General features: G+C 72.8%; 22 protein-coding genes. 12 read left to right on the plus strand and 10 right to left on the minus strand.

Annotated elements, in window-relative coordinates:
- Positions 1–3 precede the first annotated feature (3 nt).
- Positions 4–2,319, minus strand: a complete 2,316-nt coding sequence (locus WFI16_RS07920; RefSeq protein ID WP_419897276.1) for a glycosyltransferase — start codon at positions 2,317–2,319, stop codon at positions 4–6.
- Positions 2,320–2,475: 156 nt separating this feature from the next.
- On the opposite strand from WFI16_RS07920, the gene WFI16_RS07925 reads away from it, so the two are divergent.
- Both WFI16_RS07925 and WFI16_RS07930 read left to right on the plus strand, forming a co-directional pair.
- Positions 2,476–3,501, plus strand: a complete 1,026-nt coding sequence (locus tag WFI16_RS07925; protein ID WP_419897277.1) for a glycosyltransferase family 4 protein — start codon at positions 2,476–2,478, stop codon at positions 3,499–3,501.
- Between the two features lie 2 nt (positions 3,502–3,503).
- Positions 3,504–4,622, plus strand: coding sequence for a hypothetical protein (locus WFI16_RS07930; protein WP_419897278.1), 1,119 nt, complete (start codon positions 3,504–3,506; stop codon positions 4,620–4,622).
- A gap of 24 nt (positions 4,623–4,646) precedes the next feature.
- Here the strand turns inward: WFI16_RS07930 and WFI16_RS07935 are convergent, their stop codons facing one another.
- The 6 genes from WFI16_RS07935 to WFI16_RS07960 all read right to left on the minus strand — a co-directional run bounded on the left by WFI16_RS07935 (position 4,647) and on the right by WFI16_RS07960 (position 13,844).
- Entirely contained in the window at positions 4,647–5,399 is a 753-nt protein-coding gene (locus WFI16_RS07935; protein ID WP_419897279.1) for a hypothetical protein, read from the minus strand.
- A 75-nt stretch (positions 5,400–5,474) separates the two neighbouring features.
- Complete coding sequence (locus WFI16_RS07940) at positions 5,475–8,183, minus strand: DUF6212 domain-containing protein (RefSeq protein WP_419897280.1); 2,709 nt, start codon at positions 8,181–8,183, stop codon at positions 5,475–5,477.
- Positions 8,180–10,762: a glycosyltransferase gene (locus WFI16_RS07945; RefSeq protein WP_419897281.1), complete on the minus strand. Its 2,583-nt coding sequence runs from the start codon at positions 10,760–10,762 to the stop codon at positions 8,180–8,182. The genes WFI16_RS07940 and WFI16_RS07945 overlap by 4 nt, the downstream gene beginning before the upstream one ends.
- Positions 10,759–11,961, minus strand: a complete 1,203-nt coding sequence (locus tag WFI16_RS07950) for a glycosyltransferase family 4 protein (RefSeq protein WP_419897282.1) — start codon at positions 11,959–11,961, stop codon at positions 10,759–10,761. The genes WFI16_RS07945 and WFI16_RS07950 overlap by 4 nt, the downstream gene beginning before the upstream one ends.
- Positions 11,962–11,966: 5 nt before the next feature.
- On the minus strand, positions 11,967–12,815 hold the full coding sequence (locus tag WFI16_RS07955; protein ID WP_419897283.1) for a hypothetical protein: 849 nt from the start codon (positions 12,813–12,815) through the stop codon (positions 11,967–11,969).
- 27 nt (positions 12,816–12,842) lie between these two features.
- Positions 12,843–13,844, minus strand: coding sequence for a KpsF/GutQ family sugar-phosphate isomerase (locus WFI16_RS07960; RefSeq protein ID WP_419897284.1), 1,002 nt, complete (start codon positions 13,842–13,844; stop codon positions 12,843–12,845).
- A gap of 296 nt (positions 13,845–14,140) precedes the next feature.
- Here WFI16_RS07960 and WFI16_RS07965 point away from each other — a divergent pair, with 296 nt between their 5' ends.
- From WFI16_RS07965 to WFI16_RS07995, 7 genes are all read left to right on the plus strand, one after another.
- On the plus strand, positions 14,141–14,851 hold the full coding sequence (locus WFI16_RS07965; protein ID WP_419897285.1) for an inositol monophosphatase family protein: 711 nt from the start codon (positions 14,141–14,143) through the stop codon (positions 14,849–14,851).
- On the plus strand, positions 14,790–16,295 hold the full coding sequence (locus WFI16_RS07970) for an N-acetylneuraminate synthase family protein (protein WP_419897286.1): 1,506 nt from the start codon (positions 14,790–14,792) through the stop codon (positions 16,293–16,295). Before WFI16_RS07965 ends, WFI16_RS07970 begins: the two co-directional genes overlap by 62 nt.
- A gap of 63 nt (positions 16,296–16,358) precedes the next feature.
- Positions 16,359–17,084: an acylneuraminate cytidylyltransferase family protein gene (locus tag WFI16_RS07975; protein ID WP_419897287.1), complete on the plus strand. Its 726-nt coding sequence runs from the start codon at positions 16,359–16,361 to the stop codon at positions 17,082–17,084.
- 204 nt (positions 17,085–17,288) lie between these two features.
- Positions 17,289–17,585, plus strand: coding sequence for an HU family DNA-binding protein (locus tag WFI16_RS07980; RefSeq protein WP_076959866.1), 297 nt, complete (start codon positions 17,289–17,291; stop codon positions 17,583–17,585).
- Positions 17,586–17,766: 181 nt separating this feature from the next.
- The gene (nthA, locus tag WFI16_RS07985; RefSeq protein WP_419897288.1) at positions 17,767–18,429 is read left to right on the plus strand and encodes a nitrile hydratase subunit alpha; all 663 of its coding nucleotides are present in this window, start codon (positions 17,767–17,769) and stop codon (positions 18,427–18,429) included.
- On the plus strand, positions 18,426–19,082 hold the full coding sequence (gene nthB / locus WFI16_RS07990) for a nitrile hydratase subunit beta (RefSeq protein ID WP_419897289.1): 657 nt from the start codon (positions 18,426–18,428) through the stop codon (positions 19,080–19,082). The genes nthA and nthB overlap by 4 nt, the downstream gene beginning before the upstream one ends.
- Positions 19,069–19,395 (plus strand): nitrile hydratase accessory protein, encoded by a 327-nt coding sequence (locus WFI16_RS07995; RefSeq protein WP_419897290.1) that lies wholly within the window; start codon positions 19,069–19,071, stop codon positions 19,393–19,395. The genes nthB and WFI16_RS07995 overlap by 14 nt, the downstream gene beginning before the upstream one ends.
- Here the strand turns inward: WFI16_RS07995 and WFI16_RS08000 are convergent.
- A complete protein-coding gene (locus WFI16_RS08000; RefSeq protein WP_419897291.1) occupies positions 19,385–20,047 on the minus strand; it encodes a TetR family transcriptional regulator C-terminal domain-containing protein in 663 nt (220 codons plus the stop codon). The genes WFI16_RS07995 and WFI16_RS08000 overlap by 11 nt on opposite strands.
- A 132-nt stretch (positions 20,048–20,179) precedes the next feature.
- On the opposite strand from WFI16_RS08000, the gene WFI16_RS08005 reads away from it, so the two are divergent.
- The 3 genes from WFI16_RS08005 to upp are packed head-to-tail and all read left to right on the plus strand — an operon-like array spanning position 20,180 to position 23,399.
- A complete protein-coding gene (locus tag WFI16_RS08005) occupies positions 20,180–21,487 on the plus strand; it encodes a GTP cyclohydrolase II (protein ID WP_419897292.1) in 1,308 nt (435 codons plus the stop codon).
- Complete coding sequence (locus WFI16_RS08010) at positions 21,484–22,722, plus strand: DUF1688 family protein (RefSeq protein WP_419897293.1); 1,239 nt, start codon at positions 21,484–21,486, stop codon at positions 22,720–22,722. The genes WFI16_RS08005 and WFI16_RS08010 overlap by 4 nt, the downstream gene beginning before the upstream one ends.
- A 35-nt stretch (positions 22,723–22,757) precedes the next feature.
- The gene (gene upp / locus WFI16_RS08015) at positions 22,758–23,399 is read left to right on the plus strand and encodes a uracil phosphoribosyltransferase (RefSeq protein WP_419897294.1); all 642 of its coding nucleotides are present in this window, start codon (positions 22,758–22,760) and stop codon (positions 23,397–23,399) included.
- A 146-nt stretch (positions 23,400–23,545) separates the two neighbouring features.
- On the opposite strand, the gene WFI16_RS08020 is transcribed toward upp, so the two are convergent.
- On the minus strand, positions 23,546–24,490 hold the full coding sequence (locus WFI16_RS08020) for an NAD(P)H-dependent flavin oxidoreductase (RefSeq protein WP_419897295.1): 945 nt from the start codon (positions 24,488–24,490) through the stop codon (positions 23,546–23,548).
- Positions 24,491–24,680: 190 nt separating this feature from the next.
- Positions 24,681–25,376, minus strand: a complete 696-nt coding sequence (locus WFI16_RS08025) for an SDR family NAD(P)-dependent oxidoreductase (protein ID WP_419897296.1) — start codon at positions 25,374–25,376, stop codon at positions 24,681–24,683.
- Positions 25,377–25,443 lie beyond the last annotated feature (67 nt).

Raw genomic sequence — 25,443 nt, forward strand, 5'->3', positions numbered from 1 at the left:
GCCTCAGGCCGCGCGGCGCGGCAGGGCGGTGGCGGCGCGGCCGAAATCGGCGATCGCCTGCAGCGCGCGGCGCGAGACGGCGCGGCCGAACTGCTGGCGGCCGAAGGCGAAGGCGGCGGCGGCGCAGCGGGCGCGGCCGGCGGGATCCTCGATCAGCGCCAGCAGGTGGCCGACGAATTCGCTGCGCGAGCGCGCCAGGCGATAGGCGGTGCCGGCGCCGCCCTCGATGCCGAAGACCGCTTCTTCCGTCAGCACCGAGGGGATGCCGCGGGCGAGGTATTCCACCGTCTTGATCTTCAGGCCGCCGCCATAATAGACCGGGTTGATGCCGATATCGGCCTGGTCGAGGAAGCCCGCCAGGTCGGCCACCCGGCCATGCAGCACGATGTTGCGGCCGGCCGTTGGCCGCTCGCCCAGGCTGTCGCAGACGCCGCCGGCGACATGCAGCGCGACATCGCCGCGCGCCTCGAAGCAGGGCCAGACCTGGTCGACGAACCAGCGCAGCCCGTCGCGGTTCATCGGGCTGTCGCCGCCGACGAAGACCACGCGGCGGGCGGGGCGGCTGGCATCGATCGGCGGGGCGGGCGGCATGCTGTGCGGCAGGTAGAGCGACTTGCCGGGCAGGCTGCGCTGCAGGAAGCGATGCTCGCTGGCCTGGATGGCCAGCAGCAGGTCGAAGCCGTCGAGGATCTTCAGCTCCTCCGGCACGTCGATGCGGATGTGATGTTCCAGCCCGAAATGCGCGAAGTTCTGCGCCCGCAGCGACATCACGTCATGCGTGTCGAGCACGCTGGTGGGCGGGAAGCCGCGGGCATGGCGGAGATAGCTGAGGCGGATGTATTCGACGATGCCGATGGCATAGCGGTGCTGCGCCAGATGCGCCTCGACGACGGCGAACAGCTGCCGCGAGAACTGCTTGCGCTCGAAGGGTTCGAGCAGCCGGGCAGATTCCGCCGGCGGGGCGGGCATCGTTGCCGCCGAGGGATAGTCATTATAGGCGAAGACGCGGCCACGGCCGCCCAGGATCCGGCCCGCCGCGGCCCGCTCGTCCGGGCTCATGGTCTTCAGATAGAGCAGGTCGACATCGAGCAGGGGGCGGCCGACGCGCAGCATCTCGGCGATCCGGGCATGGTTGCCGAGGCTCTCCTCCCAGAACGGGATGTCGGTGATCAGCAGCGCGCGCGGCCGGCGCAGCACATGGTCCAGCGTCTGCCGGTCGCGCAGGATCGCCGCCTGGCGGTCGACCTCGGCGGCGTAGCGGCGGAACAGGCTGCGGCTGGCGGCGGCGACCTCGGCGCGGAAGCCGGCATCGGTGGCGTGGCGCTGCAGCAGCGGCGCCAGGGCAGCGGCGCTGGCGGCCCCGTGGAACGGCGCCTCGGGATCGAGGCCGAGGAAGGCATCGGCCGTGCCGATCACCGCGCGGCCATGCGCCAGCGCCTCCACCGTCTTGATCTTCAGCCCGGTGCCGCCCTGGTGCGGGTTCACGGCGAGATCGATGCCGGCATAGAAGCCCTCGAGATCCTCGACCTCGCCGAGCGGCACCAGCGGCGGGGTCGCCGCCGGCAGGCCCCGCGCGGCGCCGCCGGCGATGCGCCACTCGGCGCCGGCGGCGGCCAGCGCCGGCAGGTCGGCCGCCGCCAGCAGCGCGGCCAGCGCCGCCTGGTTGATCGGATTGCCGCTGCCGACATAGCCGATCACCGGCGGCGCCCCGGTGTCGCGCGGCGGCAGCGGGGCGACGGGCGGCACATGGCCCAGGGTGACGACCACGGCGCGGGTGCGCTCCTCCAGCTCGGCGCGCTCCTCGTCCTGGATGGCCAGCACCAGGTCGGCGCGGTCGAGGCCGCGGCCCTCCTCCTCCGCCGTGGTGTAGAAGAAGGCGGGCTGCAGCCCGATGGCGCGCAGCCGGCGGTCGCGGCCGGCGAAGACGTCATGCGTGTCGATCAGCTTCAGGGTGCCGGCCGGGAACAGCTCCAGCGCGCGGCTCAGGAAGACGTATTCGACCAGGACGAGGTGGTAGACCTCCTCCTCGGCGAGGCCGGCGATGGCGGCCTCCAGCGAGGGCGGGAACCAGTCGTCGATGCCGAAGACCTCGCCCTTGCTGCGGCGCTCCTGCGACCGGTCATAGGGCAGCACGGTCAGCCGGTCCCAGGCGGCGCGCATCGCCTCGATATCGCCCGGGCCCACCGCCTCGCGCGCCACGAAGCAGAAATGCACCTCGTGCCCCTGGGCCTTCAGCCGCCGCAGCAGCGCCTGGATGCGCTGGCGGTTGCCGGCATTGGCGGGATGGCTGGGTGTGGGCGAGATGACCAGGCAACGCATCGGAGGACCTTCGGGAGAGGCGCGGCCATGCTAGCAGGTCGGGCGCCGCTGTCCCAGCCAGGGGGCAGGGGTATGGGCGAGGGCGGGGCTGGCTGCGCGACGCCCGCCGCGCCATACTGGGTGGACCCCGACCCGAGCCGAGGCCGCCCGCCGCCGATGCGTATCGCCCTGATCATGAGCCATGCCGACCGTGCCATGGGCGGTGCGACGCGCGAGCTGCATTTCCTGCGCACGCTGCGCGAGCAGGGCGCCGAGGTCGCCGCCTTCCGCATCCATGCCGGCGCCGACATCGAGGAGGAGGACTATCTCGACGGCGCGGTGACGACGACCTTCCTGCCGGAGGACCTGCCGGCCGAGCCCGTGCCGCACCGCAAGGTCTCGACCGCGCTGGTCGAGACGCTGCGCGGCTACGCCCCGGATGTCGTGATCTTCAAGGGGCTGAACTACGCGATCAATGCCTTCGTCGCGGCGCGGATGCCCGGCCAGCGCTATGGCTTCATCGTCGGCGGCGCGGTGACCGACAAGGTCCTGGCCGGCGCGCGCTTCGTCTTCGGCGAATATGACGAGCAGCTGTCGACGCATTTCGCGGGCTTCCTGGCCGAGGGCCGCGGCTTCGTGCTGCCGAAATACATCGACCTCGAGCTGTCGCGGCCGCCGCGCCCGGCGGTGATCGACTACGACATCGCCAATGTCGGTAATTTCTACGAGAAGCGGAAGAACCAGCAGGCGCTGCTGCCGCTGGCCGAGGAGTTCCGGCTGCTGCTGGCCGGCGGCGGCAAGCCGGACAAGGCGGTGTTCGGCGCGGCCATCGCCGCCGGCCGGGTGCATTGCCCGGGGCGGCTGGACCATGCGGCGCTGTTCGCGCTGCTGCACCGCAGCCGGATCATGGTGCACAGCTCGACCATGGACGGGCTGCCGCGCGCCATGGTCGAGGGCATGGCCTGCGGCCTGCCGGTGGTGGCCTATCGCGACACGGTGCGCGGCGGGCTCACGCACGGGGTGCAGGGCTTCCTGGTGACGCCCGAGGAGATGCCGTCCACGGTGCGGCGGCTGCTGGGCGATCCGGCGCTGGTCGAGCGGATGGGCCGCGCCGCCCGCGCCCATGTCGAGGCGACTCACGGCGTGCCGGCGATCCAGGCGGCGGCGCGCCGCTTCCTGTCCTTCCTGCGGCAGGATCGCTGAGCATGCGCGCGATCGAGCGGATCATCGTCACCGGCGACTTCCTGCGCCCGGTCGACCGGCATTTCCGGCCCTCGCAGAACGAGAACATCCGCTGGCTGCACCGGCTGCTGCGCGGCCATCTGGCGCGCGCCAGCGGCCTGCCGGTGCAGTGCCTGCACTGGGGCGAGGGGGTCGAGGCCGAGCCCTTCTTCGAGGCCTTCGGGGCGGAGCCTTCCGCGTCGGGCTGGGCCGCCTTCTACACCAGCGACCGCGCCCCGGCGGCGGTGCTGGACGCGCTGGCGGCGCGCTTCGGCGGCAGCCTGGTGGTGGGGTTCGAGCTGGCGGAATGGTGCAAGCTGGCCTTCACCTGCCTCGGCATTCCCTTCATCGACCTGAACATCCACCCGATCCGCTTCCTGCCCGACGTCTTCTTCGCCGCGCAGACCAATGATCCGGAGATCTTCGCGGCGCTGCTGCGGCATCACAGCGATCCCGACAGCTTCTACGGCTGGGCCGACCTGCTGGCGGCGACGACGGTGAAGTTCGCGCCGGAACTGGTGCTGGAGTCGCCGGTGCTGCTGGTCGGGCAGACGCGGGTCGACCGCTCGCTGGTGCGTGACGGCCGGCTGCTCGACTTCACCGATTTCGCCGGCGACCTCGAGGCGCTGCTGCTGCGCGAGGGCCGGCTGGCCTTCAAGCCGCATCCCTACAATCCGGGCGATTTCGGGCTGTTCACCGCCGGCCTGCCATACCGCCGGGTGCAGATGGTCAAGGCCAATGCCTATGCGCTGCTGGCGCAGGACGCGCTGCAGGAGGTGGTCGGCGTCAGCTCCAGCCTGATCGCCGAGGCGCCCTATTTCGGCAAGCGCGCCCGCTTCCTGCACCGCTCGCCATTCGACCTGGCGGGCAGCCGGCAGCAGGCCGGCGAGCGCCAGCATCTCAGCCTGGTCGAGCGGGTCACCGATGCCGATTTCTGGCGCGACGTGCTGGCGCCGCGGCTGGCGGTGACGCCGAAGGATGGCTGGCGCTTCCCGCTGCCGCCCAACAGCCTGCGCATCTCGCTGCGCAATTTCTGGGGCTTCAACGAGCTCAGCACCGATTTCCCGGTGCAGCTCTACCAGTCCACCAAGATCCACCCCTGACCGGGGTGGCCTGGTGGGGCGCCGTCAGCCGGGCGGCAGGCGGGCGAGCTCGAGCCGCATGAAGCCGGGGCCGAGTGCCCGGGTGTCGCCGCCGGCCGGCGCGGTGTAGCGCGGCATCACCAGCACCAGCGAGATCGGGCCGAGCGCCGCGTCCTCGACCAGCTCGAACTCCGCCTGCAGCACCGGCTGGCCGCTGTCCGGCGGCGAGACGGGCTTCAGCGCGACCGGCATCGCGTTGATCACCGCCGTCGAGCGTTCGCTGTTCCAGCGGGCGCCGAAGGGCATGATCATGTGCAGCGTCAGCCGCAGCCGGCCGGCGCCGAGGCCGGGCAGCAGCAGGGTCGCGCAATCGCCGTTGCGGCCGCTCCAGCGCCATGCGCGCCGGCCATCGGTCTCCGGCCCGTGCCAGCCGGCGCCGGTGAAATTGTCGGCGTCCGGCGTCATCACCACCTGGTCGGGCGGCGGCGGCGCCTCCGCGCGGCGCGAGCCCGGGATATAGCTCAGCGGGTCGAGCTTCACCCAGTCCTCGCGGCTGCGCCGGGTGGCGGCGACATCCTGGCGCAGCGCCTCATTGGCCAGGCCGAGGCGCGCGATCTCTTCCGCCAGCTGGCGGCCGAGCGCCTGCAGCGACGGGTCGAGCCCTTTCAGCACCGGGGCGAGGCGGGCCAGGATCGGCTCGGCGCGCAGCCGCAAGCCGGTCTCGGCCACCAGGGCATCGGCGCGCTTCAGCCCGGCCAGGTCGAGCGCCGCGGGCAAGGCAGGGGTATCAGCGGACAAGGCGGCGCTCCGTGCTGGGAAATCTGGCCGGGCCAAGGTTATCACAGCGCCCCGGCCCGGCAATCCGGCCCCCGCTCAGCCGGGCAGCAGCCCGGCCAGGCGGCGGCTGGCGGCCTGCCAGTCGGCGATGCCGGCCGGGTCGAAGCCGGCGGCGGTGCCGGCCTCGGCCATCAGCGCCGGCAGCGCGGCCAGCAGGGCGGCCAGCAGGGCGCGGTCGGCCGGCTCCAGCCCGGCGTGATAGGCCGCCAGATTGTCGGCGCCGAGGCGGGCGAAGGCGCCGAACTTGTCCTCGCCGGTCGGCTTCCAGCCCGTGAACGGTCGCGGCCAGCCCTGGCTCTGGCGGAATTCCAGCGTCTCGCCGCGGCTGGTGCGGCCCAGCTTGACCCGGACCAGCGGCCAGTGGGCAGCGCCGGCGGTCAGTGCCAGCAGCGTGACGTCGAGATGCCGGTAGTCGCCGGTGCCGGCGAAATACTGGTTCAGCAGCAGCTTCTCCACGCGCGGCGCGGCGGCGTCGCCGGCCACCCCGGCCGGCGGTCCGGCTGCCGGCGCGGGGGCAGGGGCAGGGGCAGGGGAAGGGGGCGGGGCGGGCGGGGGGGCTGGCGGCGCCAGGGGAAGCGGGGCGGAAGGCGGGGAGGGGACCGCCGCGGCCGGCGGCAGCGGCGGGGCTGCCGGCGGCGCCGGCAGGCTGCTTCCCTCCACCGCCGGATGCCGCGCTGCCGGCACGCCGCCCAGGCGGGTCGCCGCCGCCTCGGCGGTCTCGTCGGGCAGGGCGGCGGCCAGCGCGCGGGCGGCCTCCAGCCAGCCCAGCATCTCGTCCGGCGGCAGGCCGGCGGCGCTGGCCGCCCGGGCGGTCGCCGCCGGCATCACCTGCAGCAGCGTGCGCAGCAGCAGCCGGTCCTCCGGCGCGGTGTCCGGCCTGGCCAGGTAGGCGGGCAGCTCGCCCGGGCCGAGGCGCAGGAAGGCGCCGAAGCGGTCCTCGCCATTGGGCCGCCACTGCAGGAAGGCGTCGGGATGGCCGGCGCCCTGGCGGAACTCGGCGCGCGGCCCGTCGCCGGAGACCGAGAGCTTCAGCCGTACCCCCGGCCAGCGCCGCGCGCCGGTGGCCAGGCTCATCACCGTCATGTCCAGGTGGCGATAGGGATTGCTGCCGCGCGGCGGATAGTACTGGTTCAGCATCACCGCCTCCAGGCTGGCGATGGCGGGCAGCTCGGCGGCGGGCGGCTCGGCGATCAGGGGCGCCGGGGCAGCAGGCGGGGGTGGCGGGGCCGGCGGCAGGGGGCGCGCGGCGGCGATGCGCAGCGCCAGCTGCCCGTCCTCCCCGGCGGCCAGCAGGGCGAGCTCGGTCAGCTCGACGGCGCAGCCGGCGGGGGCGGGGCTGCCGTCGCGCGCGGCCAGCGCCACCACCAGCTGGCCGTGCAGGCCGAGCGCCACCGGCAGGGTCAGCGCCAGCTGCAGCGATCCGTCCGCGGCGAAGCCGCGCCAGCCGGAGCAGCGGCCGGCGGCGTCGCGCGGCGCCAGCGCCTCCAGGCTGGCGACGTTCTGCTCGCAGGGCAGGACCCAGGCGGCGAGCGCCAGCTCCGCGGCCTTCCCCTGGCGCAGCACGGCGCCGAGGCGCAGCACGCCGAGGCCGGCCGTGTGCAGCTGCGGCAGCTGCAGCACGGCCAGGCCCGGGGCGTCGTCCGGGGTGCGCAGCAGGGCGCGCGGCGCCTCCTCGCCCAGGCCGAGCAGGCTGACCGTGCCGGAAAGGGCGCGGGCCAGCGGCCAGCCGCTCTCGGACAGCGCATGCGGCAGGCCGGGCGCGGGCAGGGTCAGGCCGGGCTCGTCCCAGCGCCAATGGGCGGGGGCGGTGAAGCGGCTGCCGGGCTCGGCGGTCCAGGCGCGCAGCGCCAGGGCGCGATCGCCCGGGGCCGCCACGCCCTCGGGGCGCAGCGCGCCGGCGGCGCCGGTCCAGCCGGCATCGAGCGACAGCGCCAGCCCCTCGGCCCCCTCGGCCTGCAGGGCGAGCAGCGCGCCCTCGGCCAGCGCCGGCAGCGGCGCCGGCAGGTCGAGCAGCAGCCAGCCGGGGGCGAGGCCCTCCAGCGGCACCAGCCAGGCGCCCTGCACCCGGTCGCTCTCCGCGCCGATCAGGCGGATCCGCAGGAAGCCCTGGCGCGCGCCGGTCAGATGCAGCCCGATGCGGGTCAGCGCCTCCAGCCGCAGCCCGAGCGGCTGGCGCAGCCGCAGCGCGCCCTCCTGCGCCGCCAGCGCCTCGGCGCCGGGCTCGGTGGACAGCACCAGACGCGGCGCCGCCGGCGGGCGGTGCGCCATCTGGCGGGCGAGCGCGCCGAGCGCCGTGCGGGTCTCCTCATGGTCCTGGCGCAGCGCCACCTGGGCCTGCTGCAGGGTCGCCGCGCGGTCGCTCGCGGCGGCCAGCGCGGCCAGCAGCGCCTCGGCGAGATCCGGCCAGGCCTCGGCGGCGCTGTCCGCGCGGATCAGCCGTGGCGGCTCCTGCTCCTGGGCGCGCCACCAGCCGCCCCACTCGTCCAGGCGCCCGGCGTCGCGCGCGACCACGGCCAGCATCCCGGCGGGCGGCAGGTCGAGGGGCACCAGGTCGTCGGGCACCGTCGCCGGGCCGCCGTCGCGCCGCAGCCAGATGCCGTTGCCCGGCAGCGGCGCCGCCCACCACAGCACCAGCCCGGCGAGGCGCAGCGTCTCCGCCTGCGGCAGGCCGGCCGGCAGGACCAGGCCAGGGCCGCCGCCGGCGAGGGCCGCCAGATCGGTGGGGGCAACGTAGAAAAGCATCATGCCGCGTGCTCCGGCTCCAGCAGGCGGATCCAGCCCGCCATGCTCGTCTCCCAATCGGTCGCGGCGCCGCGCGCCGCCGCCCGGGCGGCCAGCGCCCGGCACAGGTCCGGATCGGCCGCCAGCCGCCGCAGCTGCGCGATGCAGGCCGCGACGACGGCCTCCTCCGCGGCCGGCACCAGCAGCCCGTCGACGCCGTGCTGCACCGCCTCGGCGACGGCGCCGGTGTCGGTGGCGAGCAGAATGCAGCCGAAGCGCTGCGCCTCCGCGATGGTCAGCGGCGCGCCCTCGAAGCGCGAGGGCAGCAGCACGACATCGGCCCAGGCATAGAGCGCGTCGAGCGCCGCCCCCTCTTCCGCCGGCGGCTCGATGACGATGCCGGTGCCGGACAGGTCGGGCGGATCGGCCTCCAGCACCGGATGGCCGACGACGCGCCATTCGATGCCGCTGCCGGCCAGGCCCAGGATGATCGGGCGCAGCCGGTCGGGGCCCTTCTGGTGGTCCAGGCGGCCGAGGAAGAGCACGCGCAGCGGCGCCGCCGGCGCACGCGACTGCCGCGCGGCGCAGGCCGCCGCGATCCGCGCTGGATCGGCGGCATAGGAGGCGGCGTTCGGCAGCACGACGATCTTCCCGGCCGGCACGCCCTGGCCGATGCACCAGTCGCGCAGCGCGCGCGACACGCAGAGGAAGCCGTCATAGCCGGCCTCGTAGGCGAGGCCGGTCAGCGGATTGCCGACCGGCGCGCCATGCGGGCCGCGCTCATTCAGGTGCAGGCCGAGATAGGTGCGCACGCCCTGCCGGCGCAACAGCCCCATCAGCCCCTGGCCGGCCAGCGCATGGGTATTGACCACGACATCCATCGCCGCCAGCAGGCCGAGCCGGTCGGCCTGGCCGGCCGGCGTCGGCGCGGCGGCCAGCGGGGCGCCGAAATAATGCTGGCCCGGCGCGGCGCGCTCCAGCGCCGGCAGCGGGAAGAACTGCACCGTCTCGAAGACATCGGCGAAGCCGGCGGGGATCGCCGCCTGGTCGGTGCCGGTCAGGAAGAGATGCGGCGTCCAGCCGCGCCGGCGCAGCACCGCGGCCTGGTTCAGCACCACCTTCTCGACGCCGCCAAAGGCGAAGACCGGCAGGACGAAGCCGATCTGCTTTCCAGGCTGTGACGGGATCCAGGGCAGCACCGCGCCGCAGCCGTTCAGCGCCTGGTGCAGCCCCGGCGTGCGCAGCCGGCCGGCGCGCCAGTCGTCGCGCCACTCGTCGCGCAGCGCCGAGCGCCCGGCCATGGTCGCGCGCAGCGCCGCGACCTCCTCAGCGAGCCGGGCGAAGATGCCGGGATCCTCGGACAGCCCCGGATCGGCGTCGGGCAGGTCGACCTTCAGCGTCGGCGCTGCCGGGCTGGCGGCCTCGCCGAGCGGCGCGGCCCAGGCGAAATCCGGCTCGCGCGCGGCGCGCAGCAGGCGGTCGCTGCGGGCGATGATCAGCTGGGCGCGCGGCGCATGCGGCACCGCGCCGGGCGGCAGGCGCAGGCCGCGATGGCCGGGCGCGCCGGGCAGCAGCTCGACCAGCAGGAAGCCGAGGGCGGGCCTGGCCTGCAGGATCTGCTGCGCCTGCCAGAAGACGTTGTGCAGCAGCTTCGCCCCGGTCAGCGCGGCGAGGCCGGCCTCGCTGGCGAAGGTCCAGAAGGGCGGGAAGGCCTGGGCCGAGGGGGCCAGCGCCGCCTGCACCGCCCGGCGGCGCAGCGCGGCGGCGGGCTCGGGCGGATGGCGTGGGGCGAGCGGGTCGGTCAGAAGCTGCGCCTCGTCCCGGCCGAGGCGGGTCAGGACGAAGCGCGGCAGCTCCTCGGCCTCCAGCCGCAGCAGGCGGCGGGCGGAGAGGCTGTGCCGCGCCTGCAGCCGCATGCCGCCCAGGATCGCGTCGCGCGCCCGCTCGGCATGGGTCAGCATGCTTTCGGGGCGTTTCCTGTACAGGAAACCGGCCTCGGGCAGGTGGCGGCCCCGGAAGCCGGCCTCGGCGGCGCGCAGCCAGAAATCCCAGTCCTCGAAGCCGTCGCGCAGCCGCGGGTCGAAGCGCAGGCCGTGCTCGAAGACGCGGCGGGCGATCAGGCTGCCGGCGTCGCAGAGATTCTCGTGCAGGTGCAGAAAGGCGGAATAGTCGCCGCCCAGGGAGAAATTCTGCGGCAGGCCGAAGCTGTCGAGATCGGGGAAGACCCAGCCGATCTGCGGCGGCGCCGCGTCCAGCGCGGCGGCGGCGCGGGCCAGGAAATGCGGGCGCAGCCGGTTGTCCGCATCCAGCATCAGCAGGGCGCGGCAGCCGGGCCAGGCCTTCAGGGCGAAATCGATGCCACTGTTGCGCGCCGCCGGCAGCCCGCCATTCGGCCGGCGCAGCAGCAGCACGCGGCCGGGATGGCGGCGGGCATAGGCCAGCGCGGTGGCCGCCGTCTCCGGCAGCGGGCAGCCGTCATCCACCACCACGGCGGCGCAGCGCGGCGCGCCCTGCTGCGCCAGCACGTCCTCCAGCGCCTCGGCCAGCAGGCCGGGCTGGCGGAAGACCGGGATGATGACGGCGAGCTCGGGATCGTCGCTCATGCGGCGGCGGCCCTGGAGAGGGCGGGCAGGGTGCGCAGCAGGTCGCGGTAGCGGTCGAGCATGGCGGCCTCGTCCTGGCGGCGGGCCAGCGCCGCGGCGGCGGCGAGCCGCGCCGGCGTCGCGCCGGCCTGGGTGGCGGCGGTGACCAGCGCCTCGGCCATGGCGGCGACATCCTCGGCCTCGGCCAGCGCGGCATAGTCCGTCGCGGCATCGCCCAGGCCTTCCAGCGCGGCCGGGCTGGCGACGACCGGGCAGCGGCGGCCGGCGGCTTCGAGGAAGACGAGGGGAAAGCCTTCCAGGCGCGAGGGCAGCACCAGCGCGTCGGCGGCCAGCAGCAGCCGCCCCGGATCGTCCTGGTGGCCGAGCAGCCGCAGGGGAGAGCGGCCGCCGGGCAGCGCCGCCTGCAGCCGCGCCGCCAGCGGGCCGGTGCCGGCGGCGACCAGCGCCGCGCCGCCGCGGCGGGCGAAGGCCTGGGCGAGATGCGGCAGCAGTTCGGCGCCCTTCACCGGCTCCAGCCGGCCGAGGAACAGCGCGACCAGCCCGTCCGGCGGCAAATCGAGGCTGGCGCGCAGCTCGGCCCGCAGGGCGCGGCGCCGGCCGGCATCGATGCCGGGGGGCAGCGGGACGCCGTTCGGCACCACCTGGACGCGGCCGGCGGGCAGGCCGAAGCCCGCCTCCAGCCGGCCGGCGATCGGCGCGGAGACGGCGGCCCAGAGGCCGGGCAGGCGCTGCGCCACGGCACGGGCGGCGGCGTCGATGCCGGGCGGGGTCTCCGGGGGGGCCAGATGGCCGATGACCAGGCTGGGCAGGCCGCGCTCGGCCAGCACCGCCTGCAGGCCGAGCCCGGCATTCGGCCAGGGCAGCGGCAGCAGCGCGGCCTCCGCCGGCAGCTCGGGCAGCAGCGCCTCCAGCACCTGGCGCTGGCGGCGGATGTTCTCCTCGGGTGATTCCGCCGCGTCCCAGGCGATGCGGGCGCCGCGCAGGCAGGCGGCGAGCCGCGGCCCGGCATCGCGGGCCAGCGCCGGGTGGCGCTCGGGATCGGCCAGGATGGTGACCGCGACGCCGGCGGCGTCCAGCATGCGGGCCAGCGCCAGGGCATGCCGCTCGGTCCCGCCATGCGCCGCCGAGGGCAGCAGCAGCAGCAGCCGGCGCAGGCGTTGCGCGGCCAGCGGCGCCGGGTCGAAGCCTGCCGCCCGCATGCCGCTCAGCCCGCCGCCACCAGGCCGAGGGCGTGACGGCGCGCCGGGGTGTCGGCCTTCTGGTCGAAGCGCTTGATGCCGAAGACCTGGGCGTCCTGCAGCGCCTCGTCGATCTCCTCGACGGTGGCGTGCTGCTTCTCGTTCTTCGAGGTCAGCACCAGGTGGCGCGCGCGGGCGATCCTGTTGCGCTGGGCATAGTGCTCCAGGCAGGTGGCGAGGAGGTATTCCTCCTGCGGATAGACCGCCGGCAGGCGGGTCATGTCGGCCAGGCTCCAATGCGCCAGCATCGGCGCGATCGCCTCGAAGAACAGCGCGCGGCGGAAGAAGCTGCCCTCGGCGCGGCATTTGTAGAGCGACTTGAAGCCGTTCGCCGCCATGAAGCCCGGCATCGCCGGGTCCTGCCGGATCGCCTCCAGCTGGTCGCTGCCCTCGCGCTCGAAGCGGAGCTCGCCATCCTCGAGCCTGCCCGGGATGCGCCAGGACTTGCCGAGCCCGGCATCGAACTGCCGGATGTGCTGCGCGGCGCCGCGGCGGATCATCAGGTCGGCGGAGGTGTGGAAATAGACATAGTCGAAGGCGACGCGATCCTGCATCGCCTGCAGCACCGCCTGTAGATAGGCATGCAGGACGACCGCCCAGGCGGTGCGCAGCGGCGGCGTCACGAAGCGCAGATTGGGGATCTGCGAGAAATCGACGCCGCGCTTGCGGGTGGCATAGGCGAAGCTGTCGGCGAATTCGGCGTTGATGTTGACATAATGCATCACGTCGCCGTCGAAGGCCTGGTTGTAGTTCTGCAGCTGCTCGAACAGCCGGTCCGGATGCTGGTGCCAGACGGTGACGGCCAGGATGGTCATGGCGGCGCGGCGTCCTTCCGGCGCTCGTCAGGCGACGCCGGCGCGCAGCAGGTCGTGCATGTGCAGGATGCCGGCCGGCCGGCCCTCCTCCAGCACGAAGAGGCTGGTGATGCGCAGGTCGTTCATCAGGCCGAGCGCCTCCAGCGCCAGCAGGTCGGGGCCGATGGTGCGCGGCCGGCGGCTCATCACCTCGGCGACGGGGCGGTCGACGAAGCCGTGCTCGAAGGCGCGGCGGATGTCGCCGTCGGTCACCACGCCGACCAGCCGGCCCTCGGCATCGACCACGGCGGTGATGCCGAAGCGCTTGCCGGTCATCTCGACGATGGCCTCGGCCAGGCTGGCGCTCTGCGGCACCATCGGCACGCTGGTGCCGGCATGCATCAGGTCGCGGGCGCGGCGCAGCTGGGCGCCCAGCTTGCCGCCCGGGTGGAACTTGCGGAAATCGACGGCGGTGAAGCCGTGCAGCGACAGCAGGGCCACCGCCAGCGCATCGCCCAGCGCGATCTGCATGGTGGTCGAGGTGGTCGGCGCCAGCCCGTTCGGGCAGGCCTCCGGCATCGCCGGCAGGATCAGCGGGATATCCGCCGCCAGCCCCAGCGTGCCGCTGGCGCGCGAGGTGATGGCGATCAGCTTGACCCCGAAGCGGCGGCAATAGGCGACGATGTCGGAGAGCTCCGGCGCCTCCCCCGACCAGGACAGGGCGACGACGATGTCGGCCGCCTGGATCATGCCGAGGTCGCCATGGCTGGCCTCGCCGGGATGCACGAAATAGGAGGGCGTGCCGGTCGAGGTCAGGGTCGCGGCAATCTTGCGGCCGACATGGCCGGACTTGCCCATGCCGGTCAGGATCACCCGGCCCTGGCTGGCGCGGATCAGCGCGATGGCCTCGGCCAGCCGGGCGCCGAGCTCGCCATCCAGCGCCGCCTGCAGCGCGGCCAGGCCCTCGATCTCCAGGGTCAGGGTGCGGCGGGCGGCGGTCAGTGCCGCCGCGGCGAGGCTGTCGCCAGGGCTAGGGGGGGCCAGGGCCATCCGGTCTCTCCAGGCAGGGGGGCAGCGCCTCCCGGGGGTGTTTCGTGAAAGGATCGCGTCATCCGGGCCGCGCCGGGCCCTTTGCCGCGGCATTAGCGCATGGCGCCGGGCTTGCCCAGCAAGGCCGGGCCGCATCCCGGGCGGACATCCCCCGGCGGATGGCCCCCCTTGTGCCGGACCCCCGGCCCCCGCACAATCACGCCCAACGCAGAGGGCAGGTAAACGGGCGGGGATCGCGGCGCGAAGGCGCCGGCGGCTCGGCCTGTCCCTGCCCCGTCATCATGAGTGGGATCGGCATGGAGCCTCAGACACGCGAGTTGCTGCACGGGATTGCCGCGCTCGTCGCCGCCGAGATGCCGCAGATCCAGGCACGGCGCTACGACATCACCCTGAAGCCCGATGGCAGCCCGGTGACCCAGGCCGACATCATGCTGGAGCAGCTCATTCACGCTTACGTGAAAGAGCGCATCGACGACCTGACCTTCGTCGGCGAGGAAAGCTTCGACCCGGCCACGCTAGGCAACGGCACCTACATGGCGCTGCTCGACCCGATCGACGGCACCGAGAATTTCTGTTCCGGGCTGAAGGAATGGGGCGTCTCCTTCGGGCTGTGGCGGGCGGGGCAGCATCTGGGCTCGATGCTGCTGCTGCCCGAGCTCGGCGAGCGGATGATCACCGGCGAGCCGATCCAGAAGGTGCGCTCGCGCATCACCGGCTTCTCCTCCTCCTTCTCCGAGCAGATCCTCGAGCAGATGCGCGGCGAGGTGGAATCGCGCATCATGGGCTGCGCGGTGTACAACCTCTACAATGTGGTGCGCGGTGCCTATCGCCGCTTCAGCAATCCCAAGGGCGCCTATGCCTGGGATCTGCTGCCCGGGCTGATGCTGGCCCTGGAACATGGTTGCGACGTCAAGGTCGATGGAGAGATTTTCGATGGAAGCCTTCTTGAGCCCGGTCGCAAGTATCGCGTCGACATACTCCACCGACACGATCTTCATCCTGGGTAAGGGGCCCTCGGCCGACCTGGTGCGGCCGGAGGTGCTGTCTTCCTCGCTGGTGATCGGGCTGAACGATGCCGAGCGCATCGTGCCCGTCGACATCAGCATCTTCCATGCCGACTGGGTGAAGCAGGGCATCGCCGAGGCGGGCTACCGCTCGCAGCTCTACATCACCTCGACCGATTTCACGGCGCCGGGCCGGCAGGTGGTGCGCGCGCCGCACTACCTGCTGACCCAGGAATCCTCCGACCTGGTCATGCAGCGCTTCATGACCGACGATTTCGGCATCGAGGACATCCTGTTCCTCTCGGCGCTGAAGCTGGCGCGGCTGATCGCCGAGCAGCGCGGCCGGCCGCAGACCGTCTACATGGTCGGCTTCGACTTCGCCGCCGAGCGCGGCTACAGCCACCAGATCGCGACCGACTTCGCCCCGCATGTCGCCGATGAGCGGCAGGCGCGCATCTCGCTGCAGGAATTCTATTTCCTCAACACCCTCTACTTCCTGCAGAACAGCCCGCTGACGGTGAAGCATGTCGGCGACCGCGCCTTCAGCGCGCTCTCCGCCGATGCGCTGAACCGCGAGATCCTGGGCGAGACCTCCGGCGCGCCGCGCGACAGCCTGGTCGCCGTCATCGCCGAGATCACCACCAACCATTTCGGCGACCGCAACCGGCTGGAACGGATGATCCGCGCCGCCGCTGCAGCCGGCGCCGACTATGTCAAGCTGCAGAAGCGCGACGTCGAGAGCTTCTACAGCGCCGAGCAGCTGGCCAGCGCCTACCGCTCGCCCTTCGGCAAGACCTTCGGCGACTACCGCCACGCGCTGGAGCTCTCCGCCGACGACTTCGCCTATGTCGACCAGCTCTGCCGCAGCCTCGGCATCCGCTGGTTCGCCTCGGTGCTGGACCAGCCCTCCTTCGAGTTCATGCTGCAGTTCAGCCCGGAGCTGGTGAAGCTGCCCTCCACCATTTCCGAGCACACCGACTATCTGGGCTTCGTCGCCGGCAACTACGACAAGGGCATCGTGCTCTCGACCGGCATGACCGACACGGTCTACGAGAAATGGGTGCTGGAGACCTTCACGCGCTGCGAGAAGCTCTACCTGATGCAGGCGAACTCGGCCTATCCGACGCCGCTGAACGACTGCAACGTCGCGGTGGTGCGGCATTACGACGTGCTGGCGCGCAGCAATCCGCGCATCGTGCCGGCCTATTCCAGCCATGATTTCGGCGCCAAGGCCTCGTCCCTCGCGGTCGCCGCCGGGGCGCGGATGGTCGAGAAGCACGTCAAGCTCGGCAACACCGAATGGGCGCATTTCGATGCCGTGGCGGTCGACCTGACCACCCCGAAGTTCAAGGAATATGTCGACGCCATCCGCGAGACCGAGCTGATCCTCGGCACCGAGGAGAAGCGCGTCAACGCCAGCGAGCACCACAAGTACTTCCGCAAGTAAGCACGGCGCCGCGCCCTGGCGACCGGGCGCGGCGATGCTCTGAGAGAAAGCCAGGGGAAGGCAATGAATAAGCGCATCGTGGCCCTGATGATCGGCCGGGGCGGCAGCTCGCTGCCCGACAAGAACATCCTGCCGGTGCTCGGCGCCCCGCTGCTGCACTGGGCGGCCGCCGCCGCGGTGCGCAGCCGGCATATCGGCCGCTACTACATCAGCAGCGACGACGACAAGATCCTGGCGACCGCCGGCCAGGCCGGCTACGTCCAGATCCGCCGCCCCGACGCGCTGGCCAGCGCCACGGCGCAGAGCTGCGACGCCGTCCGCCATGCCTTCGACATCATCGAGCAGGACGGCCCGGCCGATATCGTCGTGGTGCAGCATGCCAATGTCGGCACCATCACCGAGGCGATCATCGATGCCTGCATCGACGGGCTGCTGGAAGACCCCAGCCTCTCCGCCGTGGTGCCCTGCCATGAGAAGGCGGAATACCACCCGCTGCGCGGCAAGGGTGTCACCGCCGACGGTATCCTGAAGCCCTTCGTGCCGGGCATGGACCGGGTCTCGGCCAACCGCCAGGACCTGCCGGCCTGCTACTTCTTCGACCATTCGATCTGGGCGCTGCGCGCCAGCGCCATCCGCGATCCGGACGGCCAGGGCCCCTGGGTCTGCATGGGCCAGCGCATCAAGCCCTATCTGACCGAAGGCTGCCTCGACATCCATTCGCTCGAGGATATCGTTCACACCGAGAACTGGATCCGCGAGCACAAGGTGCCGCAGCCCGGCTTCGTCTGAACCCCGGCAGCGCCGCCCGGCAGGCGCCGGGCGGTGCGACGGCGCGGCGATGCAGGGCGCCGCAGCGGCTTTTCCGCATGACAATGTAGCCATTTGCATTCCTTGCCGCTATCAGAGCCGCCGCCGTGCCGCCGGCGCGCTTGACCGGGCCGGGCGGAATGTGTCTCTGCTGCCCCGTCTTCCTGTTTTCGTGGAGTTCGCCTTTTGACCGAAGAAACCCGCCCGCTCAGCCGCCAGGACCTGGTCGACGCCGCTGCCGCCGCCACCAGCCTGCCCAAGACCCAGGCTGACGCCCTGCTGAAGGCCGTGCTGGCCACGCTCGGCGATGCGCTTGGCGAGGGCCGCGAAGTCCGTCTCGCCGGCTTCGGCAGCTTCGCCGTCAGCCAGCGCGCCGCCCGCCAGGGCCGCAACCCGGCCACCGGCGCGGTGGTCGAGATCGCTGCGTCCAAGTCGGTGAAGTTCAAGCCGGCCAAGGACCTCAAGGAAAAGCTGGGCGAGTGACGCCCGGCGCGCGGTCGCCTGTGACGGGCGTCCACCGCGCGCGCTGACGACGAGCCGGGGACCTTTCGGTCCCCGGCGGCACGCCGCGCCACCAGGGCGCCGTGCCCGCCCTGGCGCGGCCCCCGCTTGACCGGCGGGCCGCGAGGGCGGAACCTTCGCCGATCGAGCGGGGGGTGACGCCATGCACGACGACCACGACCATCATCACGATCATGCGCCACATCACCATGATCACGCGCACGATCATGGCAGCGAGCTCTCGCCGATCGAGCTGCGCGTGCGCGCGCTGGAATCGCTGCTGGTCGAGAAGGGCTATGCCGAGCCCGCCGCGCTCGACCGGCTGATCGAGACCTACGAGAAGCGGATCGGGCCGCGCAACGGCGCTGCCGTCGTCGCCCGCGCCTGGACCGAGCCGGACTTCGCCGCCTGGCTGCGCCGCGACGCCTCGGCGGCGATCCATTCGATGGGCTTCAGCGGCCGCCAGGGCGAGCACATGGTGGCGGTGGAGAACACTGCCGACACGCACAACCTGGTCGTCTGCACCCTCTGCTCCTGCTATCCCTGGCCGGTGCTCGGCCTGCCGCCGACCTGGTACAAGGCGCCGGCCTACCGCTCGCGCGCGGTGATCGACCCGCGCGGCGTGCTGGCCGATTTCGGCCTGACCCTGCCGGAGACGACGCGCATCCGCGTCTGGGATTCCACCGCCGAGACGCGCTACCTGGTGATCCCCGCCCGCCCCGCCGGCACCGAGGGCTGGGACGCCGAACGCCTGGCCAGCCTGGTCAGCCGCGATTCCATGATCGGCACCGCGCTCGCCCGCGCGCCGCAGGACGCCGCGCCATGAACGGCGCCCAGGATCTCGGCGGCATGATGGGCTTCGGCCGCGTCATTCCGGAACCCGAGGCGGAGATCTTCCATGGCGAATGGGAGAAGCGGGCACTGGCCGTCACCCTGGCGGCGGGCGCCCTGGGCCGGTGGAACATCGACATCTCGCGCCATGCGCGGGAGACGCTGCCGCCGGGCGAGTACCTGACCTCCAGCTACTACGAGATCTGGGTGAAGGGGCTGGAGAAGCTGCTGCTGCAGGCCGGTCTGGTGACGCCGGACGAGATCCGCGACGGCCGCGCCCAGGGGCCGGGCCAGCCGGTGACGCCGCTGGCCGCCGGCCAGGTCGATGCCGCGCTCGCCCGCGGCACGCCCTATGACCGCCCCGCCACCGCGCCGGCGCGCTTCGCCGTCGGCGAGCGGGTGCGCACCCGCCGCTTCAACACGGCGCATCACACCCGGCTGCCGCGCTATGCCCGCGGCCGCGAGGGCGTGGTCGAGGCGGTGCGCGGCGTTTTCGTCTTCCCCGACAGCCATGCGCATGGCGGCGGCGAGGCGCCGCAATGGCTCTACACCCTCCGCTTCACCGGCGAGGAACTCTGGGGCGAGGGCGCCGATCCGACGCTGGAAGTCTCCATCGATGCCTGGGAGTCCTATCTTGTCGGCCTGTGACAATCCGCGCGACCTGCCCGGCCTGCCGCAGGATGCGGAGGGCCCGGTCTTCGCCGCCCCTTGGGAGGCGCAGGCCTTCGCCATGACGCTCGCCCTGCACGAGGCCGGCTGCTTCACCTGGGGCGAATGGGCGCAATGCCTGGGCGCCGAGATCGCCTCGGCCGAGCGCCCCTATTACGAGCACTGGCTGGCGGCGCTGGAACGCATCGTGACAGAGAAGGACATCGTCGCCGGCGAGGCGCTGGAGCAGCGGCGCCTGGCCTGGGAAGCGGCGGCGGCGCGCACGCCGCATGGTCAGCCGATCACGCTCTGAGCGCTAAGCCCCCCAGCACCAGGCGCAGCACGGTGGCGACGCCCGCCTCGAATTCCGCCTCGCCCAGTGCGGGCACGTCGAGCACCAGCCGGATTTGCGTCTCGAAATCGGCATAGGTCTGCGTCATCGCCCAGATGGCGAAGAACAGGTGGCGCGGCTCGACGGCGGCCATGCGGCCCTCCGCCATCCAGCCGCGCAGCACGGCGGATTTCGCCTCGACCAGCTCGCGCAGGCCGCCCGCCAGATGTGCCGAGAGCAGTGGCGCGCCACGCAGCACCTCGTTGGCGAAGAGCTTCGAGGCCTGCGGGCGGCGGCGCGACCAGGCCATCTTGGCGCGGATATAGGCCTCCAGCGCCGCGGCCGGCTCGCTCTCCGGGCGGATCGCCTCGGTGGCCGAGAGCCAGAGCTGCAGCAATTCCTCCAGCAGCGCCGCGTAGAGCGCTTCCTTGGTGCCGAAATAATAATGCAGATTGGCTTTCGGCAGCCCCGCCGCGCCCGCGATCGCCGCCATGCTGGCGCCTTCGAAGCCGGCGGCGGCGAAGACCTGCTCGGCGGCCGCCAGGATCTGCGCCCGGCGCTGCTGCCGCTGCTGGGCGCGGCGGCCCAGGAGGCGATGGTCCAAGGGGCGATGGTCCGGGGGGCGATGGTCCATCGAGGCATCTCCAGGCAGCGCAGGAAAGCTTGACCGGACGGTCAACATAACCCTAGCCTTCTTCCGCTGCCGCACCAAGCCCGCCGCTGGGTCATCCCGGCCCGGCGCGCTGCCGGAGGTTGTCCTGCAACCATGACTGGCCTGACCCCGCCTGGCGTGCCCGCTCCCTCCGCCGACGCCCTGCCGCTCAACAGGCTGCGCGGCAATGGTCCGATCCCGCGGCCGATCATCCTGACCTCGCATCCGCAGCGGGGGGCGGCGAAGGGGGCGCCGGCGCTGCACTGGGGGGCGGCCGATCCGCTGCGGCGCGGCCCGGTGGTGGCGACGCTGCAGGACGCGGCGGCGCGCAACGCCATCGGCACCCATTCCGGCGCCTATGCGCTGTACCGCGCCCTGGCCGTCGCTGCCGGGCAGCTGAAGGCGGATCACCGGCCGGATTTCCACAACACCCGCCCGGCCAGCGCCATCGGTCCTTTCCCCGCCTGGGGCGATCCGCAGAAGATCGTCTCGATCGATCCCTTCGGCCATCTGGCGCCGGAGCTCTTCGCCGGCAGCGGCCTGGATGTGCGGCCGAGCATCGCCGTCACCCGCGCCCGGATCAACATGCCCGAGCTGACCGCGGCGATGCAGGAGGGGCGCCTCCGCGCCGATGGCGAGGTGCTGCTGCCGAATGGCGATGCCCGCGTCACCAAGATCGCCATCGAGCCGGTCTGGTACCTGCCCGGCGTCGCCGCCCGCTTCGGCATCGGCGAGACCGAGCTGCGCCGCCATCTGTTCGAGCAGACCGGCGGCATGTTCCCCGAGCTGGTCACCCGCCCCGACCTACAGGTCTTCCTGCCGCCGATCGGCGGCATGACGGTCTACCTGTTCGGCGACACGGAAAAGCTCGGCCAGGCGGAGACCCGGATCGCCTGCCGCATCCATGACGAATGCAACGGCTCGGACGTCTTCGGCTCCGACATCTGCACCTGCCGCCCCTATCTGGCGCATGGCATCGAGGCCTGCATCGGCATGGCGCAGGAAGGCGGCGTCGGCGTCATCGTCTACAACCGCAAGGAGGGCCGGGCGCTGGGCGAGGTGACCAAGTTCCTGGTCTACAACGCGCGCAAGCGGCAGGAGGGCGGCGACCGCGCCGAGGCCTATTTCGCCCGCACCGAATGCGTCGCCGGCGTGCAGGACATGCGCTTCCAGGAGCTGATGCCCGATGTGCTGCACTGGCTGGGGATCACCCGCATCGACCGCCTGGTCTCGATGAGCAACATGAAGTTCGCCCCGATTGTGCAGAGCGGCATCGCCGTCATCGACCGCATCGCCATCCCGGAGGCGCTGATCCCGCCCGACGCCCAGGTCGAGATGGATGCCAAGAAGGCCGCCGGCTATTTCTCGGACCACGTCCCCGATGCGGCGGAGCTGGCGGTCGCCAAGGGGCGCGGCTTGTGAGCCTGGCGACGCGCAGCCACCCGACCGTCGCCCTGTTGCGCCAGCCCGCCTGCATCCGCAGCCGCTGCGAGGCGCTGCTCGCCCTGGCCGAGCAGGACGCGCTGCCGCATTTCTCCCTGCATCCCGAGCGCATGGAGGTGGTCGCCGACTATGTCGTCGCGACGATCCGGCAGAACTACCCGGACCTGCGCATCCCCTATCACGCGCGCTGGCGGCATTTTTCCGCGGGCGGCGTCGATCGCTGGGGAATGCTGGCGGCGAGGCTGGCGGGCGAGCCGCCAACCGAAATCGCGCGGCGCCGCTTCGACCTGGCCGTCGTCGCGGTGCTGCTGGATGCCGGCGCCGGGCCGCAATGGCGCTATTGCGACGCCGGCGGGCAGGTGCTGGCGCGCTCAGAGGGGCTCGGCGTCGCCAGCCTGGAGGCCTTCGCCCAAGGCCTTTTCTCCGCCGATCCCGCCGACCCGCTGCGCGTCGATGCCGAGGCGCTGGAAAGCCTCGATAGCGCGCGGCTGGGCCATGCCTTCCAGCATTCCGACCGGAACCCGTTGGCCGGGCTGGAGGGCCGCGCCGCGCTGATGCGCAACCTCGGCGCCGCGCTGCGCGCCGCGCCGGACTGCTTCGGCGCGACGGCGCCGCGCCCGGGCGGGCTGTTCGATGTCCTCGCCGCCGAGGCGCGGCCGCGCGGCCTGCCGGCGGAGCGGATCCTGGCCCTGCTGCTCGAGGCCCTGGCGCCGGTCTGGCCGCAGCGCCTGACCCTGCATGGCGAGAATCTCGGCGATGTCTGGCACCATCCGCTGGCCGCGCCCGGCGGCCCGGGCCAGGGGCTGGTGCCGTTCCACAAGCTGTCGCAATGGATGAGCTATTCGCTGGCCGAGGTGCTGGAGGAGGCCGGCATCCCCGTGCTCGCCCTCGACGCGCTGACCGGCCTGCCGGAATACCGCAATGGCGGGCTGTTCCTGGATCTTGGCCTGCTGGGCTTGCGCGACCCGGGCCTCTCGCGGCAAAGCCTGCCCGTCGACCACCCGGCCATCGTTGAATGGCGCGCGCTGACCGTGGCGCTGCTCGACCGCTTGGCCGGGGCGGTGCGCGACCGGCTCGGCCTGGATGCCGCCTCCCTGCCGCTGGCCCGCGTGCTGGAGGGCGGCAGCTGGGCCGCCGGCCGCCGCATCGCCCGCGAGCTGCGCCCCGACGGCGCCCCACCTTTGACCGTCGCCAGCGACGGCACTGTCTTCTGACCCTGCCTCTTCCGACCCTGAAAGCCCGAACGCCCATGCCCGACGCCCCGCGCGCCGTCACCGTCATCCGGCACCCGCTGGTGCAGCACAAGCTGACGCTGATGCGGCAGAAGCAGACCTCGACCGGCGAGTTCCGCCGCCTGGCGCGCGAGATCAGCCTGCTGATGGCCTATGAGCTGACCCGCGACCTGCCGCTGGCCGAGACCGCCATCGAGACCCCGCTGGAGCCGATGCAGGCGCCGATCCTGGCCGGCAAGAAGCTCTGCATCGTCTCCATCCTGCGCGCCGGCGACGGCATCATGGAGGGCATGCTGGACCTCGTCCCCTCGGCCCGCGTCGGCCATATCGGCCTCTACCGCGACCCGGCGACGCTGGTGCCGGTAGAATACTACCTGAAGCTGCCCGACGACATCGCCGACCGCCTGGTCATCGTGGTCGATCCGATGCTGGCCACCGGCCATTCCGCCGCCGCAGCGCTCTCCCGCCTGAAGCAGGCCGGCGCCGACCAGCTGCGCTTCGCCTGCCTGCTCGCCGCGCCCGTCGGCCTCGACGTGCTGACCGAGGCGCATCCAGATGTGCCGGTCTTCACCTGCAGCATCGACCGGGAACTCGACGACCACGCCTATATCCGGCCGGGGCTGGGGGATGCGGGGGATCGGCTCTACGGGACGAAGTGAGGGGCCGGGAAGACAGGCAGGGCGGGGGAATGAATTCCCCCGCACCCCCATCTTTTTTCTGATCAACGGCGGTTTTTGGGCCAGCGCCCTGCAGGCAGGATATCAGGGCATCACGGCGGGACGCCGGGACGGGCCCATCGGCCCGGTCAGTTGGCGGCCTCGGCCAGCAGGGCGCGCGGGGCGACGGCGCGATACTCCTCGATCAGCCGGGCGCAGAGCGCCGCGATGGTCGGCACGTCGTGGATGCTGCCGACGCCATGGCCGGCCGACCAGATGTTCTTCCACGGCCGCTTCTCGTGGTCGGACAGGTTCACCCCGGCGCCCTCGTCCAGATTGTCCGGGTCCAGCCCCGCCGCGGCGATCGAGGCGCGCAGGAAGTTCGCCTTCACCCCGCTGATCGCCGCCGTATAGACGATGTCCTTGGCCGTGGCCTCCAGCACCATCTGCTTGTAGTCCGGCGGCGCCATGCTCTCGGCGGTGGCGACGAAGCGGGTGCCGATATAGGCCAGGTCGGCCCCCATCAGCTGCGCCGCCGCGACCTGCCGGCCATGCCCGATCGAGCCGCCCAGCAGCAGCGTGCCGTCGAAGATCTGCCGCAGCTCGGTCAGGAAGGCGAAGGGGTTCAGCGTGCCGGCATGGCCGCCGGCGCCGTTGCAGACGGCGATCAGCCCGTCGACCCCGGCCTCGGCCGCCTTGGCGGCATGGCGCAGGTTGATGACGTCGTGGAACACCAGCCCGCCATAGCCATGCACCGCTTCCACCACCTCCTTCACCGCGCCGAGCGAGGTGATCACCAGCGGCACCCGGTTCTCGACGGTGGCCTGCAGATCGGCCTCCAGCCGCTTGTTGCTGCGGTGGACGATCAGGTTGACGCCGAAAGGCGCCGCGGCCGGCAGCGCCGCCAGCCGGGCGGCAATCTCCTGCAGCCAGTCGACATAGGCCGCCGTGCTGCGCTGGTTCAGCGTCGGGAAGGTGCCCAGCACGCCGGCCTTGCAGGTCTCCACGACCATATCGGGGCCGGAGACCAGGAACATCGGCGCGGCGACGGCGGGGATGGCCAGGCGGTTCTGCAGCGCGGCGGGCAAGGGCATGGCACGGGCAGCCTTTCGCTGTGGGTGGCCCGCCGGGCCCCCGGCCCCCGCGCCAGGCCGCGGCGCCGCGCGAGGCGGCAGGGCGATGGACGGCATGCTCCCGGGGACTCTCGACCGGTCCTTGGCCGAGGAGCCTAGGCGGGGTGGCGGCCCTTGCCAAGCGCCGCGGCGGCGGCGCCCGGCCGCCGCCTCACACCAGCTCCTCATGCCGGCAATTGACCAGCAGCTCGGCCACGGTGGCGTTGTTGGACAGGTGCAGCACGGTCTCCACCAGGGCAGCGATGTCCTCGGGGCGCGACATGGCGCTGCGCGGCGTCCGGGTGACATGCGCGGTCATGTCGGTGTCGACGAAGCCGGGGCAGAGCGCGGTGGCGCGGATGCCGCTGTCCCAGCCGGCACGGCGCACCTCCTGGGTCAGGGCCATGACGGCGAACTTGCTCATGGCATAGGCGAGGTTGTCGTTCTTGACGCGCTTGCCCGATAGCGAGGCGATATTGACCACGCGCCCGCTGCCGCAGGCGACCAGATGCGGCCAAGCGGCGCGGATGACGCGCATCGGCCCCTTGGCATTGACCGTCCAGCTGGTGTCGAAGACGCTCTCATCCGTGTCGAACAGCGTGCCGCGCGGATTGATGCCGGCGGCATTGACCAGCGCGTCGATGCGGCCGTGCCGGTGCAGCGTGGCCTCGACCCAGGCCTCGGCGCTGCCGGGCTTCTCGGCGTCGTAGCGGGCATGCGACAGACTGGCATGCTGCGGCAGGCGGGAGGGGTCGCGCAGCCCGGCGCTGACGGTGCAGCCGGCGGCCAGCAGGCGGTCCAGCACCGCGCGGCCGATGCCGCGATTGGCGCCGGAGAGCATGACGACGCGGCCTTCGGGGTTCAGCATGCTTCCGGCGTTCCTGGATCAGGCGCCCGGCAGGATGGCGCGGCGCGCGCCCCGCCATCCTGCCGCC

It is taken from the genome of Roseomonas sp. USHLN139, from assembly GCF_037145735.1.
Taxonomy (GTDB): domain Bacteria; phylum Pseudomonadota; class Alphaproteobacteria; order Acetobacterales; family Acetobacteraceae; genus Pseudoroseomonas.